Origin of the sequence: Nocardia sichangensis, from assembly GCF_047200615.1 — a bacterium.
GTDB lineage: Bacteria > Actinomycetota > Actinomycetes > Mycobacteriales > Mycobacteriaceae > Nocardia > Nocardia sichangensis.
The window spans coordinates 277,711-295,632 of sequence record NZ_JBJZOK010000007.1 but is presented as its reverse complement, the minus strand read 5'-3'; the positions used below and the strand labels follow the sequence as shown (position 1 = coordinate 295,632).

Below are 17,922 nucleotides of genomic sequence, written 5' to 3'. Positions count from 1 at the left end.
GGCAATCGGGACGGACTGACGAATTACGTCCGTCGCCGCGGTACCCGGCAGCGAGCACGCGAAACCGCCCGGCAGGCCGGTTACGTGCTCGCGCTGCCCGCGATGGGAGCGGGATATACCGAGGGCGGCACGCTGTGGCACCACGGGCGATGGATCTCCGAACCCGGCAGGGAAGCCAGTTCCGGTATCCAACGCCGCACGTAGTTCCCCTCGGGGTCGTAGCGTTCGGCGGTGCCGACCGCTCTCGGGTCGAAACGGCCCGCCTGCTGCCAGGTGAAGCGGTCGCTCGCCGCGTCGTCGAGCAGCCACCGGCGGAAATGCTCGGCGCCGACCCGCCAGTCCACCTGCAGTGTCGTGGTGAGGAAACTGGCGGCGATCACCCGTGCCCGCTCCGGCATCCACCCTTGCGCGGCCAGCTGCCGCATGCCCGCGTCGACGATCGGGTATCCGGTGCGGCCGTCGCGCCAGGCGCCGACGACGACCGGATCGTGCGCCTGCCGCACATCCGTACCAGCGCCGGACCGCGCGAGATCGGCCCGGGCGACGAGGAACTGGAGATGGAAGTCGCGCCGAGCGAGCTGCCGGACGAAAGCGCGGCCATCCGGCGTCGCCATGTCGGTGTGGTACGCCATTTCGGCGGCCGACAGGCAACCGAAATGCAGGTACGGCGACAGCCGGGAGCATCCCTCGCCCGTGAGGTCACCCTTGGACCGGCCGCGTGGTTGTCGCCGGTCGGCGGTGCAGCCTCGCCACAGCGCACGACCCGTGATCTCGCCTCCGACCGCCAACTGCGGTGAAACGGCCGCGTCGCCGAGTTCGTCGAATCTCGGCACGGGATCACTCTCGATGCGAGGAACGATCAATTCCGTGGGCTTTTCCAGCGGTCGTCGCTTCGGCGCCGACAACCATCGGCGAAAATAGGTCGCGAAGTCCGGAACCTCGTCGTCCGGCCGATACGGTCCGCAATCGGCGGGATCCACGGCGGTGAGGGTGGCGGGATGGGTGTGCAGCAGGCAGCTGCGCCGCGCCAGCCGTTCGCCCAGTGCCCGAAGTCGGCATCGGTTGTACCAGGTGACGTCCTCGGCGATGTGGACGCTGTCGGCGTGCACCTGTGCCGCCACCCGATCCACCGCCTCGACGTAGTCACCGTGCCGAATCACCAGTTGCCCACCGGCGCAGCGAAGCTCGGCATCGAGTTCGGCCAGCGCGGCGGAGAGGAAACGCAGTTTGTTGGCGGCCGGGCGAGTGCTGCCGACGAGCCGGTCGTCGACGACGAACAGCGGAACCACTGCCGCGCCCTCGTGTACGGCGGCCAACAAGGCCGGGTTGTCGTGGACGCGCAGGTCACGGGTGAAGAGTGCGATTGTTACGGCCATTCGAGGTTTTCGACGACAGGCATCCGTCGCGGGATCGACGACGGCGAATCGGACATTCGGCGGCGTGCCACGCCGATGCGGGCGGTATCGAAGTAACGAGCTTTACGCCAATGCTGCGCGACGGCGGCTGTCATGTCAAGTCGGGCTCGCGGCCGCGCGCCGGATCAGTGTTCGCGGAACAGATCGGTGAGCCAGGGCTCCAGGTCGGCGCTCAGTGCGGTCAGATCCGGCTCGCCCGACTCGTCGAGCGCATCGGCAGTGAGCTGGCGTACGGCGTAGACGACGCCCATGTACGCGGTGACGGACAACAGTGGCTGCCGATTCCCGCTGGCGCTCTGCACCAGACCGCGGATGTACTCGGCGAACAGCCGGATCGACTTGCGCCTGCGTCGCCGGGCGGCCGGCCCGAGCCCGTCGATCTCCACCTGGTAGGCCCGCGCTACGACCAGGTCGTTCTGCAGGGAGCCGAGGTACTGGCCGAGGGCGTCGGCGACGATGGATCTGCGATCCCGGCCCTTGAGGTCCGCGGCGGTCAGCTGGGTCAGCAGCACTTGGATGAAGCGGTCGTAGCCCGCGAATACGCACTCGTCCTTGTTGGCGAAAGCGTCGTAGAACGCCGCCAAGGACACTCCGGCCCGCTTGGCGACATCGGTGGGACCGAATCCGGCGTAACCGCGGGCGGCGAGCAGTTCGGTCACGGCGACCAGCAACCGTTCCCGCTGCGCCGCCATCACCTGCTCCCGCCCCAGATTGTGGCGCCCCCGCGGCAACGCGGCGGGAAGTGTGAAGAACACTCCGTCTCGCACCGGAACGATCGGTGCGTCAGCGTCGGCGGGCGCGGCGGACACCCCTGCAGACTACCGAGCCGGTCGGACCCGGGTATGGGTGCGGCTTCACTGGGTAGCCCCAGCACATGACCGACACACCACTCGCACTCGTCACGGGAGCCTCCAGCGGTATCGGTTTGGAACTGGCCCGGCGGTTCACCGAACACGACCACGACGTCGTGATCGCGGCGGAGGACGACGCCATCTCCGCGCCCACCCGGCCCCACGTCCGTTGAATCCGGAAGGGCAGACGGCGGAGCAGGTACAACGGACCGCGAGCGACGCCTTGGTCGCCGACGGCGTGCACCTCCTGCCCGCTGACGTCACGACCGCGAGCCTCGACCTGGAGCCGGCCGACTGGGAACGATTTCGCCGACACTGGGAAGACTTGCACCCGGACGTCTACGCCGACGCCCGTGGCACGCGCAGGCTGCGCCGGTACGGCCGGTTCTCGCTCACCGGTTCGGCCGGTCGCATCGGCCTGCTGTCGTCGGATTCGTTCGTGCAGCCCGAGGAATCCAACCCGCTCTATATCGGCGTGGACCGCACTTTCGAGCCCTTGACCGATGCATTCGTGACCGACCCTGTTTTCGTGGCGGTGCTGCGACTGCTCGCGCGATTGGCGACGGCGCTGGACGGCCCGGCGCGGTGGAGCGCGAAAGTACATCCCTTCCGGGTCATCGCCTCGGCGGACGCGGACGGCCTGCCTACACCGGAAGGCCGCCACCGCGACGGCGTCACCTTGGTCTCCTCGCTTCTGGTTGGACGGCAGAATGCCCTGGGCGGCGCGAGTTCGGTGTTCGATCCGAGCGGACGACGACTGCTGCGGACCACCCTCGATCGGCCGGGAACGCTGCTGCTCGGCGATGACCGCCGCACCTTGCACAGTGTTTCGCCGGTGCGTCCGGTGGATCGGAGCCGCCCCGCCTATCGCGATGTCTTGGTGGTGACGTTCGCGCCGGGCTGAGGACCGCCGAATCGTGGTCATGGCCCGATCCGTCGTCGACCATGGCGTGGCCCGGGTGGTTTGCCTGCCCGGGCCACGCGCAACGGTCAGCCGAGCGGCAACTCCAGGCAGGACGGGGCGCCATCCGGTGCACTGACGGTGATCGTCGAACCGACCTTGTTCGCGCTGGAATACAGCGGATCCATGCCGTCGAGGACGAGCATCAACCGATGGCCGTCGGGGAGATCGTAGGCGGCTGCTTGCAGCTCCCACGAAACGGTCGCGGGCAGACCGGACTCCGTCGTCTTCGGTTCGTGGGTGATGATTCTCGCCGAGCCGTTCTCGTCGACATCGAGCAGATAGGCGACCACCGTCGCGGACTCGTGGGTGCTGTCGATGGTCACTTGCAACCGCGGGATCCCGCGGATCTGCCTGGCGACGCCGCCTCGTGCTGCGAGCAGCGGCCCCGTCGACCAGACGAGGGCATGACCGCGGTCGATCTCATCGATCCGGTAGACCTTGGGATTGCCCGACCACTCCTCCTGGCCCGTCGTCATGAGCTTGTCCATGGCGACGACCTCGGGCTCCTCGCCCACCGTGAAACTGCGTTGCCAACCGCCCGTGGAATCGGGGGTCAGCACACCGTCGCCGCCCTCACGCTCATCGGTCAAGACCAGCACTTCCGTATCGGTGGTGACGTCCGCCCACGAGGCCTTCTCCTCGCGCCGCGCCGGTTCGACGATCACGTTCTGGCCGTTCCCGGCGCCTGGAGTGGTCACGTAGGTGAACATGACCTGATTGCTGATCTCCGGCCACGCGTCGACGCCGTTGTCCTCGTCCTTCAGGTAGTGATCGAGCCAGGCGTATGCCTCGCGCAGTGGCTCGTTCGGGCCCGCACCGGGCATGGGTGGAGCGATCAGGCCGGGGCCTTCCGGCGCCGCGTGGTCGCCGATCCACATGTTCAGCCGTTTCGGGCGCGGAAGCTTCTCGAAGGTCTCCAGCACCTGGTTCACCGGGAAAAGCCCCTCGTGCCAGGTATTCGAGAAGAAGGTCGGAATATCACGGGAGCCGACATAGCGTTCCGGTGCGCGTTCGGTGCCCCACTCGACAACCGGATCCATGTCCACACCCTCGGCGAACTTCGCCAGGATCTCCAGTGCTTCTTCGTCGAACTTCTCCGCCTGCTCGCCACCGGTCAGGCCGATCAGTGCCTCGACGGCCTTCAGATGGCGGGTGCCGTTGTCGTACAGACTGGTGGCGAGGTTGCCCCAGGTACTCAGCGCGACGACGACGTCGACCCGGTCATCGTGCGCGGCCACGAGCTGACTGATGCCCGAGCCATAGGACTCACCCATGAAGGCGATGCCGCTGGGGGCGAGTTCGTCTATCGCGTAGTCGAGCACCTTCTTGCCGTCGGCCCGATCCCATGGACCAGCGACATCGACGGTGCCTTCGGACGTGCCGAACCACGGCAGGTTCGTTCCTGGTGTGGCGGTCCAGCCGATTCCGCGCGGCGTGTAGGCCAGCACGTGATAGCCCTTCCACGCGAGGGTGAGATAGGCGTACTCGAACAAGGGCCAGCCGACGGGTGTCCACCCGGCGGGGAAGACCACCAGCGGGCACGGCCGGGTGGTGGTCTGACGCAGCATGTGCGCCGACAGACCGATCCCGCCCGCCCCTTCGATGCGCGGGAACGTCGGCACGGCGACGTTCAGCGCCCGGTTCACCAGGTCGTCCACGTCATCGGGCACCAGCCCCTTGCCACTGCGCTTACGCACGGCGCTCACCAAGTTCGACGCGAACTGCACCGCTTCCGGGCGCACCTGCCCTTGGGCGTCCCAGGGCCCCTGGACTGCGATCCGGGCGAGCTGTTCGGACGTGGTCCCGACGATCGGATCTCCTTGTGACATCGGCGTCATCGATCCTTCCTGCCAGTTGCTACGGAACTGCGGACCGCAGCAGCGTGACATGACACATGATCCGATCTCGCCAGATCCGACAATGCGTTTCCCGTTCGCAATAGACCGTTGACCAGCGGAAACGTTGCAAGATTCGACTATCCGCCGCGACCATCGCGAACGGCCCGGGCACCATCCGCGCAAACTTGCCGACCATGTGAACATGCATCGAGTGCGCCGTGGCCGGCGCCCAGCGAGTCGTTCACCACGACCGATTATCGGCAATTGCGGGTCGACCGGCGCGGCAACCGGCACGAAAGTCGGGACCCGAGACCTCGTGGTTCGGCTGCCGCGCCGGGCAAGGGTTACTGCTTCTCGGCGCCCAGTTTCACCGGAATGGACAGGGGTCCGACGGTGAAGAACGACGGCGAGTACGGGATTTCGTCGGGGTCGATGGCGAGTTCCAGGTTCGGCAGCCGACGGTACAGCGAGGCGAGCGCGAGACGGCCCTCCAGGCGGGCCAGGCCCGCGCCGATGCAGTACCGCGGCCCGTGACCGAATCCGAGATGTCCGCCGCGCTGCTCCCTGGTGATGTCGAACTCGTTCGCGGTCTCGCCGTATTCGGCCGGGTCGATCCCGCAGGCCTGGTACGCGACACCGACCGCCTGGCCCTTGGGTATGGCGACTCCGGCCACGGTCACGTCCGTCAGCGTGAATCGCCAGCTCGTCATCATCACCGAATGGCGATAGCGCACAGTCTCTTCGACCACATCACCCCAGCGGTCTTCCGCCTTCGCGAGGGCGAGCTGCTCAGGGTGTCGCGACAGCGCCAGAATGGCGTGCCCGAGCAGATGCACCGTGGTCTCGTGCCCGGCCACCAGCATGATCCACAGAACGGCGACCAGTTCGTCGGCCGTGAGTTTGTCGTCCCGATCGCGAGCTTGGACCAGACCGGTGGTGAGGTCGTCGCCGGGCTTTTCCTGTTTCCGGTCCGCCAGTTCGTACAGGTACGTCATCAGCGAGTTCTGCGTCGCGAATGCTTCCTCCGGCGGTGTGGTGTGGGCCAGCAGGGTTGCGGTCCAGCGTCGCAGCCGGTCCCGCTCCGGCTCAGGCACCCCGAACAGTTCGCAGATCACCGCCATCGGCAGCGCTTCGGTGAAGGTGGGCACCAGATCGACGCCGTCACCGGCGGCGATCACGTCGTCCAGCAATCGGTCGATGATCGCCTGGATGCGCGGCTCGAGCGCCTGCACCCGGCCCGGCGTGAACGCCTTGCTGATCAGACCCCGCAGCCGCCGGTGGTCGTCACCGTCCTTGGTGGACAGGTGATCACCCTGCACGACGGCGCGCAGCGGCCAGTCCTCCGCGATCGAACCGTCGTGCAGGGCCGGCCAATGCTTCGGATCCCGCGCGAAGGTCTTGTTGTCCCCGGCGAGGATCTCACGCACCGCGTCGTGCGTCAGGGCCAGGTAGGCGGGCACGCCGCCGGGGAACTCCACCTCGACCACCGGCGCGATCTCCCGGAGCCGGATGCAGGTGTCCAGCAGATCCTCGTTCGCCGCGGGGAATGCGGGCAGGCTGGTTGTCATCGGTTTCCCTTCTGCGCATGAACCCTCCGGCCGCCGTGATGACGGTCGTTGCACGAGTATCGAAGCGGGTCCGTTCGAGGTGCCGGTCAATTGGCGAATCCTGCCCACAACCGGAAGTCGAGCGTCGCAAAACGACATTTCGGTGACCGTCCGGCCCACTGCGGCGGGCTCGTCACCGCGAAAACGGTTAGGGTTCGGGAGATGTCCGTGGGTGGCTGGAGGAATTCGTGGAACTGAAGACGGTGCTGAGACGCGTCGTGCGAGCGATGAACGCCGGGGTGGCAGGCATGCTCGACGCGCCGGTACTCGGGCGCCTGCTGGGCAGAGGATTCGTGGTGATCACCTATGTGGGGCGACGGTCCGGGCGGACGTTCAGCACACCGGTCAACTACTGGCGAAAAGCGGACGAGCTCGTCATCGGAGTCGCGTTGCCGGACCGGAAGACGTGGTGGCGGAACTTCTTGGGCGAGGGCGGCCCCATCACGCTCCATCTGAACGGCGCCGACCGGCCCGGGCACGCGGTAGCGCGACGCGACGAACGCGGCCGCGTCTTCGTGACGGTACGGCTCGACGACGCGAGCTGATCCGACTCGCCTCGTCCGCCATCGGCGGCACACCACAAGTGCCGCAACGGATTACGGCGCAAACCCCTGGACGCTCGCGGAGGGCTTCGTCTGGGCGATGATCGCGGCGCCCATCCAGCGCCGTAGATACCGTCGCAGGTCATCTTCGCCGCGCGGTGGATTGCCCGGGGAAATGAAGAACGACTGCATCGTGCGCAGGACGTATTCGACCAGCTCGTGCAGCGACTCGTCGTCGTATCCGTAACGCGCCCAGTCGACGTCGAAGCGCTTGATCATCGTCATGCCGAAGGCTTGCGCCTCTTCGGAGGTCAGGCTCTCCGGATGGACGTTCGAGTACGTGCTCGACAGCAAGATGCCGAGGTGGGGTGTTCGACGGACCTCGGCGAGGGTGTAGACCACCCCCTCGGTCATCGCTTCCACGGCGTCCTCCAACCCGCTGACGTGCTGTGTCAGCCGATCGAGGAACCCGTCGACGGAGGCGATCGCCGCCGCGGTCATCAGCGCGTCCGCGCTGGGAAAGTACCGGTAGACCGTCTGCCGGATGACGCCGAGCGACTCGGCGACGTCGGCGATGCCGATCTCCGAACCCGTCCGTCCGATCAGTTCGACCGCGGCGGCGACGATGCGACGCGAGGCTTCCTCGTCGTCCTTCGGCGGACTCCCGCCCCACCCGCGCCTTCCTGCCACTGCCCGCTTCCTCGACTCGAAGCCCGTCGCTTGCGAACCCCCTGATGGAAAGCCTGCCGACCCTCCGTATCAAGGGTTCGACCGTATCACAAGGGCCCCGGAGTTCCGGTTCGAGCGCGATTCTGATCATACACTTGGACAGCCGTATGTATGATCACTGCAACGCGGCTCGGCGCATCGGGATGGTGCCGCCGGACCGGTTCGTTTTCGGAAAGTCGAGGTTTAGCCCAGTGACCGATCTTCAAGTACGGAAGATGCGCTTCGCATTCGCGGACTACGACGTGCCCTTCTTGTGGAACGAGGAGAATCCGGCCTTCTCGTCCATGGCCAATGCGGTGTCCTTCCTGGCGATCGGCTTCGAGAAGATGATCGTCAACATGATCCGCGAGGCCATGCCCCTGATCACCGATCCCGAGGTCGCCGAGGAAGCCGACGCGTTCGTGCGCCAGGAGGGGCAGCACTCCACCGCCCACCGCCAGCACGCCAATGCCTTGATCCGGCGCCACCCGGGACTGCAGGAGACGCTCAACGAAGTGATCGCGGAATTCGACCGCCTCACCGTGAACACTTCGGTCGATTACCGCCTCGCCTACACCGCCGATCTCGAAGCGACGTTCACTCCGGTGTTCAAACTGATGCTCGACAACGACTCGACCTTGTTCCGGCCGGGCGACGACCGAGTGGCGTCGCTGTTCATCTGGCACTTCGTCGAAGAGGTCGAACATCGCAGTTCCGCGCTGATCATCTTCGATTCCGTCGTCGGGAGCGATGTGTATCGGATGCGCATGGCGCCGTCGATCTTCCGTCACGTGATGAAGGTGATCCGGTTGGCCTGCGCGGGCTTCAACAAGCATGTCCCGCTGGAGGAGCGAAAGGTCGACGCGCTGTCCATGTTCGCGAATTACCGGCGGAGGCAGAAGCTGCGCAAATGGTTGCCGTTTCTGCAGGCCGAGGACAACGGCCCGATGCCGCGCGCGTTCGACCACCTGCCGCTCGGTGAACAACTCGTCGCACTGGTGGGCGTCATCCGCAGTCAATTGCCGAAGCACAATCCGGACCACGAGAAACTACCCGAACTGGCCGCCGTGTGGTTCGAACGCTATGACGCCGGCTACGACGTCTCGCACTGGTACACCGCCGACACGGTCGCACGCTAGGAGCCGGACCGATGGCTGATCATTGCGCACCCACCTTCGACCGTCTCGCGACCGCGCTCGGCTTCTCCTGCGAGGAGGCGGGCGGGCCGGTCGAGGTGCGGAACCCTTTCGCGTTGGAGAACTGGACCCTGCCCGTCCTCGAATTCACGATCGTCCTGGGCGCGGTCCTGGCCCTGATCTACGCGATCGTGCGGTTGCGCCGCCACGGCGATCCCACCAACTTGGTGCTCTGGTTCGGGGCGACCGCGTATCTGTTCATCATCGAGCCGCCGCTGTACTTCCCCGCGGCGTTCGGCATCGACGCACACGTCGACACGATGTTCGCGCACAACCTGTTCACCGTGGAATTCCTCTGGGGCCGATTACCGCTCTACATCATCGCGATCTACCCGTTCATGGCCACCCTCGCGTTCGAACTGGTCAGGATTCTCGGGGTCTTCCGGCACTACGGGGTGCTCGCCGGATCGGTGTGCGTGGGCTTCGTCCACCACGCCTTCTACGAGATCTTCGATCATCTCGGCCCGCAGCTGCGCTGGTGGGAATGGTCGGTCGAGAACCCGATCAATCAACCGATGTTCGATTCGGTACCGCTTCCGAGCGTGGTCGTCTTCGCCGCCCTGTGGCCGATGTCGCTCGCCTTCTGCGTCCAATTATTCGTCGGCCGCCACGTCGACCAGGGCCGGATCCTCTCCGGAGGGCAGCTGGTCGGGCGCACGATCGTCATCGGCATCCTCGCGTCGTTGGGCACAGCGGTGCTGCCCATCCCCGCGACCGTCTTCGGCATGGGTAGCACCACGGTGCGTGGCGCGCTCTACGCCGCCGAATTGGTCGTCCTCTCCATCGCCGCCGTGGTGATCCTGACCCGCCAGTGGCTCCGGCTGCGGCGCGGCGACTCGGACGCGGCGCCCTATACGAACGACTTCGTCCGAATTTACGGCGTGGTGTACCTGGGCGTGATGGCATTGCTCTGGGCGACCGCGTTGCCCGATTTCTTCGCCGCCGTCGACGGTGTGACCAGCGAAGGAGACCCGATCGGGAATCTGTGGTACACCCTCGCGTGCTTCGTTGTCGCGGTTCTTTGCCTGGTCGCCGTATTCACGGTGCCCCGGAGAAAGGCGCCCCCGAGCGTCGCCCCTCCCGCCCCGGAAGCCACCGCGAGTTCCACGGTATAGCGGGGACGACCGACGCCGTCGGTGACGACGGGCGGCCGCCGTGGGCCCGGCTGCCCGGACCGGAGTGTGACGCCCGGCTCGCACGGGATTTTCCATGCCGGTGCCCTGGTTGTACCAGGGGCCGATATGAGGAGGTCATGTGGCACGGGAGTACAACCGGAATCCCGCGGCGGTCGCCGCCTTGACGCCTGAGCAGTACCACGTCACTCAGGAGAACGGCACGGAGCGGGCGTTCACGGGCGAGTACTGGGACAACCACGAGCCGGGCATCTATGTGGATGTGGTGTCGGGTGAGCCGTTGTTCGCCTCGGTCGACAAGTTCGACAGCGGAAGTGGATGGCCGAGTTTCACCAAGCCGATCGAAGCCGGGAACGTGGTGCGGAAGCGGGACTTCAGCCATCTGATGGTCCGCACCGAGGTGCGCTCGGCACACGGCGACAGCCATCTCGGGCACGTGTTCACCGACGGTCCCCGCGCGGCGGGCGGCTTGCGGTACTGCATCAATTCGACTGCGCTGCGGTTCATCCACCTCGACGACCTCGAGGCGGAAGGCTATGGGCAGTACAGGACTCTCTTCGCGAAGGAGGAGGCGTGACCGACACGCGCAAGGCGATTCTGGCCGGTGGATGCTTCTGGGGCATGCAGGACTTGATCCGCAAGCAGCCGGGAGTGATATCGACACGCGTCGGCTACACCGGTGGACGCAACGACCATCCCACGTACCGGAACCACCCTGGCCATGCCGAGGCGATCGAGATCGTCTACGACCCGGCCCGGACGGACTTCCGGCAACTGCTGGAGTTCTTCTTCCAGATCCACGATCCGACGACGAAGGACCGCCAGGGCAACGACATCGGAAGCAGCTATCGCTCGGCGATCTTCTATCTCGACGACGACCAGAAGCGCGTCGCCCTGGACACCATCGCCGACGTGGACGCCTCCGGTCTGTGGCCCGGCAAGGTGGTCACCGAGGTGACCCCGGCGAGTGAGTTCTGGGAGGCCGAGCCGGAGCATCAGGACTACCTGCTGCGTTACCCGGACGGTTACACCTGCCACTTCCCCCGGCCGGGGTGGAAGCTGCCGAAGCGGCAGACCACCGCCCAGTAGAAGCCGGTGGGTTCGGCACTTCCGCCGAGCCTTCGGAGCGCACAGTTGACGACTGCGCCACCACACCCGGGTGGCGCAGTCGCCGCGTTTCACGACGTCCCCCGCCCGCCGCCGCCGGTCGTACCGCCGGAAGCCTCGCGCACAGACTCCGGGCGATACAAAACGGAACCTCATGCGGTAGACAACATTTCGACTCGTCCCCGGCCGTGCCGGGCTCCCCGCCGTGGGGAGAATGCGTGATCGGGCACCGATATGATCGTCGACGCTTGGAGCTCCTGGCCGGTCGACCCGAGGTAGGCAGATGACGCGCAGCGGCACAAAGATTCTCGATGTGGTGGGCAGTCGCCGGATGGCCGTGGCGACGCTGGCCACCATCACCGGCTTCTACTATCTGTTCGTCGCGTTCACCAATTGCGTCGACACCGACACCAATCGCAACGGCGTGGCCGCTGTGCTGTCGATGAAAGCGACGATCCACAATCCGGGCACGGACTGGCGCGCGATCACCAATGGCAATGTCGCGCTCGTCGCCTACATCCTCGTGGTGATCTGGGAATTCCTGATCGCCTTCGTGCTCCTCACGGCGGGAGCCGTATGGGGCCGGGTGCTGACCGGACGGCCGCGCAGGCTGCGAGCCGGTCGGGACGCGGCCGTGAAACTGTCGAGTCTGGGCTGGACCATGGCGGTGCTGCTGTTCTTGGGCGGGTTCCTGACCATCGGCGGCGAATGGTTCCGCATGTGGGCCAATGACGACGTGAACGCCTCGTCGGCCGCGTTGCAGAACTTCCTCATCGCGGGCGTCGGCCTGATTCTGGTTCACCTGCCGGACTCGCAACGCAGCGCGGTCCTCGAAAGTGACTCGGCAGCAGCGGAATCCGACTAGTAGCGGGCGGCCGACGACGCGAGCGTCAGCGACCGTTGCGTTCGAGTTCGCCCAGCTGTTTCTGCAGACGTTCCAGTGCGGCCCGGATCTGGTCGATCTGCGCGTTGAGTTCGGCGATCTTCGCCTGATCCACCGGCGGGGGCTGCGCCTGCGGTGACGCGACCGGTGGTGGCGCGGCGGGCTGTTGACCCGGCGGCAGTGGGGCGCCGGGTCCGCCGCCGGGCGGCGTGGCGAGTCTGCCGGTGGCCGGACCGAACACCTGCTCCAGCGCCTCCGCGAGGGTCGGCGCGTAGCCGACGAGGACACCGCCGGTGCCGGGATCGCGGTAACTGACCAGCACTCGCGCCAATTGCGGGAATGTCGACGCGTTCTGTGCCGTCGAGATCCGTTCGGTGAACAGCGGCTCGGCGTATAGCACGCCGCCGTCGGCGATCGGCAGGGTGAGCAGATTGCCGTACTGGATCCGGTTCGAGCGCTCGAGCAGGGTGCGCTCGGAAGCGACTCTGGTGTCGGAGATCATCGAGTTCTGGATCTGTTGCGGACCCTGAGTGAGGGTGTCGGTGGGCAACTGCGAGACGGTGATCTTGCCGTAGCCCTCCGGGTCGGAGCGGGCGGAGACGTAGGCGGAGAGGAATTCCCGGTTGTAGCCGACCATCGCGCTGGCCAGCCGGAACGACGGTTCCGCGCCGGCCTGGTCGCCGACCAGGACGTAGAACGGAGGCTGATGCGGATTGGACTCCACGGTGGGGTCGCTGGGCACCGACCAGAACGCGTTGGTGGTGAAGAATTCGCGCGGTTCGTCGACGTGGTATTTGGCGAGCATCTCGCGCTGGATCGTGAACAGGTCTTCGGGATACCGGAAGTGCGCCCGTAGCTCCGGGCTGATCGACTCCTCCGGTCGGACCGTGCCGGGGAAGACCTTCATCCAGGCCGCCAGCACCGGATCCTGCCGGTCGACCTGGTAGAGGGTGACCGTGCCGTCGTATGCGTCGACGGTCGCCTTGATGGAGTTGCGCACGTAGGAGATCTCTCGCGGCGACTCCCGCTGGGTCTCGTCGCCCGGCTCGAGGGCTTCGAGCGAACTGCGCTTGGCGTAGGGGTAGCCGTCGATCGAGGTGTACGCGTCGACGATCCAGACTATCCGGCCGTTCACGACCGCCGGGTAGGGGTCGTTGTCGGTGGTCAACCACGGTGCGACGAGTTCGACACGATGGCGGGGATCGCGGTTGAAGATGATCTTCGAACCGGGACCGATCGCCTTCGAGAAGACGATATTGCGCTCGGTGTAGGTCACCGCGAAGGCGAGGCGGTTGACCCAGTTGGCGATCGGGACGCCGCCCGCGCCGGCGTAGGTGTAGGTGGTGGTGTCGGTGTCGTACTCGCGGGGCTCGGTGCCGCCGCCCACGATGGCGTAGTCCGGGCTCGCATGGGCGATCACTTCGCCGAAGTAGACGCGCGGCTGATCCACTCGGATCACCTGGTGCCCGGAGGCTTGGGACGCGATGTCACCGACCGCGTAGATCGGATATCCGCTGTTGCTGCTCGCGGCATCGCCCGCGGCCTCGCGGACCGCCGCGTTCACCCGGTTGGCCGGTGCGGCGACGAACCCGTTGCCGTGCGTGTAGACGGTGTGCCGATTGACCCAATGGCGCTGGTTGCCGCTCAGCGCGGTCGGGGTCAGCTCGCGCGCCGCGACCACGTAGTCGCGCAGTTGCCCACCGACCCGGTAGCGATCCAGGTCCAGATGCGGTGGGAAGCTGTAGAAATTCTTCAGCTGTTGTTGCTGGGTGAACGTCCGGGATAGCACGCTCGGGTCCAGCAGGCGGACGTCACCGATCGTGGTGACGTCCGCGGGGACCTCGGGCGGCGACCTGGTGCCGACGCCGGGATAGGGCTGGTACTCGACCCGGTCGCTGCCGATCCCGTACGCCTGGCGGGTGGCCGCGATGTCGCGTTGGATGTAGACACGCTCCATGTCGGCGGCGTTCGGGCGGACGGAGAACTGCTCGACGGCCAATGGCCAGACGGCTCCGACGAGGATCGACGACAGCAGCAGAAGCGCCGCGGCCATCGCCGGGATTCGCAGGTCCCGCACGACGATGGCGGCGAAGACCGCCACGGCGCAGATCACGGCGATCGCGAAGAGAATGAGGCGGGCGGGAAGCACCGCGTTGATGTCGGTGTAGCCAGGGCCCGCGAAAGTGGGTTCCTTGCTGCGGCTGGATAGCAGCGAGTACCGGTCGAGCCAATAGGCGGCAGCCTTCAAGAGGATGAACGAGCCGGCCAGTAACGCGAGCTGGACGCGGGCCGCGTGCGTCAGGCCGCCCGTCTTTCTGGACAGCCGCAGGCCACCGAACAGGTAGTGCGCGGCGAGGCTCGCGACAAAGGCGAGGACCACGGCGATGAACAGCCAGTTGAGTACGAATCGATAGAAGGGAAGGTCGAAGACGAAGAACCCGACATCGTGCCCGAATTGCGGGTCGGACACGCCGAAGGACCCGCCGTGGACGAACAGCTGGACGGTCATCCAGTTCGACTCCGCGGCAAGGCCGCAGACGAGCCCCAGCGAGGTCGCGATGCCGAGACCGAACCGCACCGGATGCCGGAGCACCGCCGCCCGATACGGCCGAAGACTGTTCTCCTCTTCGGACTCGGGAACGAAGAGCGGGCGGAACCTGAACGCGAGCCACAGCACCGCGAAAAGGACGCCACCGATGATCAGCGCGACCGCGATGAACAGCGAGAGCCGGGTGAACAGCACGGTCAGCCAGACACCACGGAAGCCGACTTCGCCGAACCACAGCCAGCTGACGTAGCCTCGGATCAGCCGAGGCACCACCAACAGCGACACGACGAACACCGTGGCGGCGACCACCAGCACCCGGGTGCTGCGATGCAACCGTCGCGGGCGGAGGCCCTCGCGTGCGCTCATCTTGCACTCCCCGTGGCTGCCGCCCGGCTCGACGATGGACGGCCGGGGCGGACTACCAAGCTCGATACTACGACGTCCCGGAGCGCTCGATCAGCTCCCACAGGTACGCCACGTGATCGGCCGGGTCGTACGGCCACTGCGTCTGCAGGCCGTCGAGGACGGCCATGGCGAGGACGGCGAAGCGGTCGGGATCCAGATCGGCCGGTACGCGGCCGGATTCGCAAAGGTCGGCGATGGCGCGGGTGAGAGCGTCCCGGGCAGTGCGGTAGCGGTCGCGGAAGTATTCGTGGGCCGGGTGCTCCATCCCGCTGAACCGCCTCGCCGGTTTCGGCGTCGACCCGGAGAAGCTGGACGCGCTGCTGGCGGCCGGTGACCACTGACGGTGGTGGCCGCCCAGCCCGGTATCCGCACGACGCTCGATCTTCTACTGATCAAGAAGCCGGGGAGGTTCACACCTGCGGTAGCCCACGCTGACCACCGCGCGGCGCGCTTTATCGAGCTAGGGCGGGTACCGCGATGACCGGCGCGTTCTCGGTCGGAGCCGAAGCCCGGTGCAGGCCGCGGCGGTCGTAGGCGTAGGTCGCGGTCACACCGAGCAGCAGGCCGATCCCGAGGCCGAGCACCGTCATCCACAAGCCCTGGCCGAAACCGGCTTCGGCGTGGGCGTCGAAGAACAGGATGGCGCGAACGGCGAGGTAGATCTGGTGCATCGGTTCGAAGGCGGCGAGGTTCGCGATGTAGGCGGGCGTCGCCTCCAGGGGGACCGTGGCGGCCGACGAGGGCAGGCCCAGGACGACGAACAGGATCAGATTGACCAGCAGCCCCGCGGTGCCGAAGGTGGCGAGCACGGCGAGCGCGGTCACTCCGACCGCGACGATGGCCAGTGTTCCGTAGAGCCACAACAGCAGCGGACTGCCCAGTGGGGCATTCAATGCCGAGGCGACCCCGAGGAATATCCCCGACAGAACCGGAGCCGCGGTGACGATGACCGCCCATTTCATCAGCAGCGTGCGGAACCGGGAGATGCCGGTGGACGGCGGGTGCACGAACCACGGGCCGTATTCGGTGGGCGTGAAACCGAGCACCGAGTCGACGAGCGTGTGGATGATCATGGCGCCGGTGAAGCCCGCCAGCAGCAGGATCAAGGTGTAGAAGAACGCGACGAGGCCCTGCCCGGCGCCGTCGTCCATCGGCCGGTAGGGCGCGGTGACGATCTGCACGGGATCGGTGAGCATCAGCCGGGCGGCCCCGCTGGGCTCGACCGGCGCGCCCGGCCCGGCGGCGAGGGCGGCGTTCACCTGATCGGTCAGGCTCTTGCCGACGGTCTCGTCCACCTGACGCAACGCGCGGTCGGCGATGCGCTGCATGATGCCGGTGGTGTAGGGGCCGATTCGCGGGTTGGTGTGGATGGTGATCACCGGGCGCTCGACCGCACCGGGCACCACGGCGGCGGCGCCGAGGATGGCGAGCCGCTTGGTGAAGTCGGACGGGATCACGATCGCGCCGTAGACCTCACCGTTCTGCAATTGTTTGCGCGCTTCGGCGATGCCGACGACGCGCAGGTCGATTTTCTCCGCCGGGATGCCCGCGACCAGCGCGTCGCTGACCTGGGCGCCGAAATTGGCGGGTTTGCCGTCGAGCGTGTCGCCGACGTCCTGATTCACCAGGGCCACCGGGAAGTCGTGCAGGTTCTTCTCGGTATTGCTGGCGTAGCCGAGATACATGGTGGCGAGCAGCGCCGCGAAGACCGTCAGCACTGCGATCGGGGCGGTGAAGGTCCGAACCGTCATGCGAGTCAATGTAGTCACCGCCTACAAAGTAGGCAATGACTACATTTTGTTATCCTGCCTACACCATGCCGATCACTCGAAGCCGGTCCTATCACCACGGCGACCTGCGCGCCGAGTTGTTGCAGCGGGCCGAGGCCACGCTGCGCGAGTCCGGCGTCGACGGCTTGTCGCTACGCCGACTGGCGCGTGACGTCGGAGTCAGTCACGCCGCTCCGACCCGGCATTTCAAGGACAAGCAGGCGCTACTGGATGCCATCGCGGTGTCCGGCTTCCAACGCCTCGCCGCCGCCTTGGCACAGACCGCGGCCGCCGACTCGGCCGATGGGCACATCCGCGCCCTGGCCCGCACCTATCTCCATTTCGCGACCGAGAACTCGGCGCTCGTCGCGTTGATGTTCGCGCGCAGGCACAGCCCCGCCGCGGGCGATGCCATGTCCCGGGCCGTGGACGCGGCGTTCGCGACGCCGGTCGCGCTCATCACCGAAGCACAGAAGCGGGGGGAGGTGATCGACGGCGACCCGCGCCGGATCGCGCTGTCCGCGGTCGCCGCGCTACAAGGTCTGGCCACCTTCGTCGGCTCGGGCGTGATCGCCGCCGAGACCGCCGACGAATTGGTGGACGAGACGACCACACACATGATCGAAGGCTTGCGCCCCCGCCCGTGATGCGCCGCGATTGTCGCGGCACGAGCGCCGGCGGTGGATGCCGGTCGGTGTGGCAGCGGCCGGTCGGCAGCGGCACGTTCCTCGAACCTCACCCGGCCCGAGGATCAGGGTGCCGGAGCGCTCGGCGGCGTCCACGCAGGCTGTTCGTCAGTACGCGATGAACAGGATCTCGTCGCGCGAGTAGTCGTGGCCGGGATGCTTCTCGGCCAGATGGGCTTGCGTCTTGGCCACGAGATCATCCTCGTCGGTTCCGACGATCAGTTCTCCGCAGGGGCAGTTCAGCTTTCGCTTCATCAGCGTCCTTCCTCC

17 protein-coding genes and 1 pseudogene are annotated in these 17,922 nt (G+C 66.8%); 9 read left to right on the top strand and 9 right to left on the bottom strand.

Annotated elements, in window-relative coordinates; genetic code table 11:
- Nucleotides 1-80 precede the first annotated feature (80 nt).
- Together ACL03I_RS13045 and ACL03I_RS13040 are read right to left on the bottom strand one after the other, a co-directional pair.
- Nucleotides 81-1,376 (bottom strand): FAD-binding domain-containing protein, encoded by a 1,296-nt coding sequence (locus ACL03I_RS13045; RefSeq protein WP_355075493.1) that lies wholly within the window; start codon nucleotides 1,374-1,376, stop codon nucleotides 81-83.
- Nucleotides 1,377-1,540: 164 nt separating this feature from the next.
- Nucleotides 1,541-2,224, bottom strand: a complete 684-nt coding sequence (locus ACL03I_RS13040; RefSeq protein WP_355075491.1) for a TetR/AcrR family transcriptional regulator — start codon at nucleotides 2,222-2,224, stop codon at nucleotides 1,541-1,543.
- Nucleotides 2,225-2,289: 65 nt separating this feature from the next.
- Between ACL03I_RS13040 and ACL03I_RS13035 the strand changes: the two are divergent.
- Nucleotides 2,290-2,409 (top strand): annotated as a pseudogene (locus tag ACL03I_RS13035) (SDR family NAD(P)-dependent oxidoreductase); the annotation flags it as partial.
- Between the two features lie 26 nt (nucleotides 2,410-2,435).
- The gene (locus tag ACL03I_RS13030) at nucleotides 2,436-3,170 is read left to right on the top strand and encodes a 2OG-Fe dioxygenase family protein (RefSeq protein ID WP_355075489.1); all 735 of its coding nucleotides are present in this window, start codon (nucleotides 2,436-2,438) and stop codon (nucleotides 3,168-3,170) included.
- Between the two features lie 86 nt (nucleotides 3,171-3,256).
- On the opposite strand, the gene ACL03I_RS13025 is transcribed toward ACL03I_RS13030, so the two are convergent.
- Together ACL03I_RS13025 and ACL03I_RS13020 are read right to left on the bottom strand one after the other, a co-directional pair.
- Nucleotides 3,257-5,059 carry a CocE/NonD family hydrolase gene (locus tag ACL03I_RS13025; protein WP_364436727.1) on the bottom strand — a complete coding sequence of 601 codons (1,803 nt, stop codon included), beginning with the start codon at nucleotides 5,057-5,059 and terminating at the stop codon, nucleotides 3,257-3,259.
- Nucleotides 5,060-5,412: 353 nt separating this feature from the next.
- The gene (locus ACL03I_RS13020; RefSeq protein ID WP_355075486.1) at nucleotides 5,413-6,636 is read right to left on the bottom strand and encodes a cytochrome P450 family protein; all 1,224 of its coding nucleotides are present in this window, start codon (nucleotides 6,634-6,636) and stop codon (nucleotides 5,413-5,415) included.
- Nucleotides 6,637-6,869: 233 nt separating this feature from the next.
- Here ACL03I_RS13020 and ACL03I_RS13015 point away from each other — a divergent pair, with 233 nt between their 5' ends.
- Nucleotides 6,870-7,220, top strand: coding sequence for a hypothetical protein (locus ACL03I_RS13015; protein WP_412806044.1), 351 nt, complete (start codon nucleotides 6,870-6,872; stop codon nucleotides 7,218-7,220).
- 51 nt (nucleotides 7,221-7,271) lie between these two features.
- Here the strand turns inward: ACL03I_RS13015 and ACL03I_RS13010 are convergent, their stop codons facing one another.
- Nucleotides 7,272-7,907, bottom strand: a complete 636-nt coding sequence (locus tag ACL03I_RS13010) for a TetR/AcrR family transcriptional regulator (RefSeq protein WP_356965893.1) — start codon at nucleotides 7,905-7,907, stop codon at nucleotides 7,272-7,274.
- Between the two features lie 230 nt (nucleotides 7,908-8,137).
- Here ACL03I_RS13010 and ACL03I_RS13005 point away from each other — a divergent pair, with 230 nt between their 5' ends.
- The 5 genes from ACL03I_RS13005 to ACL03I_RS12985 all read left to right on the top strand — a co-directional run bounded on the left by ACL03I_RS13005 (nucleotide 8,138) and on the right by ACL03I_RS12985 (nucleotide 12,226).
- Entirely contained in the window at nucleotides 8,138-9,064 is a 927-nt protein-coding gene (locus ACL03I_RS13005; RefSeq protein ID WP_412806043.1) for a metal-dependent hydrolase, read from the top strand.
- 11 nt (nucleotides 9,065-9,075) lie between these two features.
- Nucleotides 9,076-10,236 (top strand): hypothetical protein, encoded by a 1,161-nt coding sequence (locus ACL03I_RS13000; RefSeq protein ID WP_412806023.1) that lies wholly within the window; start codon nucleotides 9,076-9,078, stop codon nucleotides 10,234-10,236.
- Nucleotides 10,237-10,375: 139 nt separating this feature from the next.
- Nucleotides 10,376-10,831 carry a peptide-methionine (R)-S-oxide reductase MsrB gene (gene msrB, locus ACL03I_RS12995; RefSeq protein ID WP_355075479.1) on the top strand — a complete coding sequence of 152 codons (456 nt, stop codon included), beginning with the start codon at nucleotides 10,376-10,378 and terminating at the stop codon, nucleotides 10,829-10,831.
- On the top strand, nucleotides 10,828-11,343 hold the full coding sequence (gene msrA, locus ACL03I_RS12990; RefSeq protein WP_356965888.1) for a peptide-methionine (S)-S-oxide reductase MsrA: 516 nt from the start codon (nucleotides 10,828-10,830) through the stop codon (nucleotides 11,341-11,343). Before msrB ends, msrA begins: the two co-directional genes overlap by 4 nt.
- 301 nt (nucleotides 11,344-11,644) lie before the next feature.
- A complete protein-coding gene (locus tag ACL03I_RS12985) occupies nucleotides 11,645-12,226 on the top strand; it encodes a DUF2165 domain-containing protein (protein WP_412806022.1) in 582 nt (193 codons plus the stop codon).
- Between the two features lie 25 nt (nucleotides 12,227-12,251).
- On the opposite strand, the gene ACL03I_RS12980 is transcribed toward ACL03I_RS12985, so the two are convergent.
- The 3 genes from ACL03I_RS12980 to ACL03I_RS12970 form a co-directional block, all read right to left on the bottom strand.
- Complete coding sequence (locus ACL03I_RS12980; protein WP_412806021.1) at nucleotides 12,252-15,158, bottom strand: UPF0182 family protein; 2,907 nt, start codon at nucleotides 15,156-15,158, stop codon at nucleotides 12,252-12,254.
- 67 nt (nucleotides 15,159-15,225) lie between these two features.
- Nucleotides 15,226-15,462: a TetR family transcriptional regulator C-terminal domain-containing protein gene (locus ACL03I_RS12975; RefSeq protein ID WP_412806020.1), complete on the bottom strand. Its 237-nt coding sequence runs from the start codon at nucleotides 15,460-15,462 to the stop codon at nucleotides 15,226-15,228.
- A 187-nt stretch (nucleotides 15,463-15,649) separates the two neighbouring features.
- Nucleotides 15,650-16,948, bottom strand: coding sequence for a YhgE/Pip domain-containing protein (locus ACL03I_RS12970; RefSeq protein ID WP_412806019.1), 1,299 nt, complete (start codon nucleotides 16,946-16,948; stop codon nucleotides 15,650-15,652).
- Nucleotides 16,949-17,013: 65 nt separating this feature from the next.
- Between ACL03I_RS12970 and ACL03I_RS12965 the strand changes: the two genes are divergently transcribed.
- Nucleotides 17,014-17,613: a TetR/AcrR family transcriptional regulator gene (locus ACL03I_RS12965; protein WP_355075468.1), complete on the top strand. Its 600-nt coding sequence runs from the start codon at nucleotides 17,014-17,016 to the stop codon at nucleotides 17,611-17,613.
- Between the two features lie 147 nt (nucleotides 17,614-17,760).
- On the opposite strand, the gene ACL03I_RS12960 is transcribed toward ACL03I_RS12965, so the two are convergent.
- Entirely contained in the window at nucleotides 17,761-17,907 is a 147-nt protein-coding gene (locus ACL03I_RS12960) for a DUF1059 domain-containing protein (protein WP_379253700.1), read from the bottom strand.
- Nucleotides 17,908-17,922: the final 15 nt, after the last annotated feature.

Excerpts from the sequence above, each read along its gene's own strand:
- ACL03I_RS13045 (WP_355075493.1), bottom strand. The coding sequence starts at position 1,376 with ATGGCCGTAACAATCGCACTCTTCACCCGTGACCTGCGCGTCCACGAC.
- ACL03I_RS13025 (WP_364436727.1), bottom strand. The coding sequence starts at position 5,059 with ATGTCACAAGGAGATCCGATCGTCGGGACCACGTCCGAACAGCTCGCC.
- ACL03I_RS13020 (WP_355075486.1), bottom strand. The coding sequence starts at position 6,636 with ATGACAACCAGCCTGCCCGCATTCCCCGCGGCGAACGAGGATCTGCTG.
- ACL03I_RS13000 (WP_412806023.1), top strand. The coding sequence starts at position 9,076 with ATGGCTGATCATTGCGCACCCACCTTCGACCGTCTCGCGACCGCGCTC.
- ACL03I_RS12985 (WP_412806022.1), top strand. The coding sequence starts at position 11,645 with ATGACGCGCAGCGGCACAAAGATTCTCGATGTGGTGGGCAGTCGCCGG.
- ACL03I_RS12980 (WP_412806021.1), bottom strand. The coding sequence starts at position 15,158 with ATGAGCGCACGCGAGGGCCTCCGCCCGCGACGGTTGCATCGCAGCACC.
- ACL03I_RS12975 (WP_412806020.1), bottom strand. The coding sequence starts at position 15,462 with ATGGAGCACCCGGCCCACGAATACTTCCGCGACCGCTACCGCACTGCC.
- ACL03I_RS12970 (WP_412806019.1), bottom strand. The coding sequence starts at position 16,948 with ATGACGGTTCGGACCTTCACCGCCCCGATCGCAGTGCTGACGGTCTTC.
- ACL03I_RS12965 (WP_355075468.1), top strand. The coding sequence starts at position 17,014 with ATGCCGATCACTCGAAGCCGGTCCTATCACCACGGCGACCTGCGCGCC.
- ACL03I_RS12960 (WP_379253700.1), bottom strand. The coding sequence starts at position 17,907 with ATGAAGCGAAAGCTGAACTGCCCCTGCGGAGAACTGATCGTCGGAACC.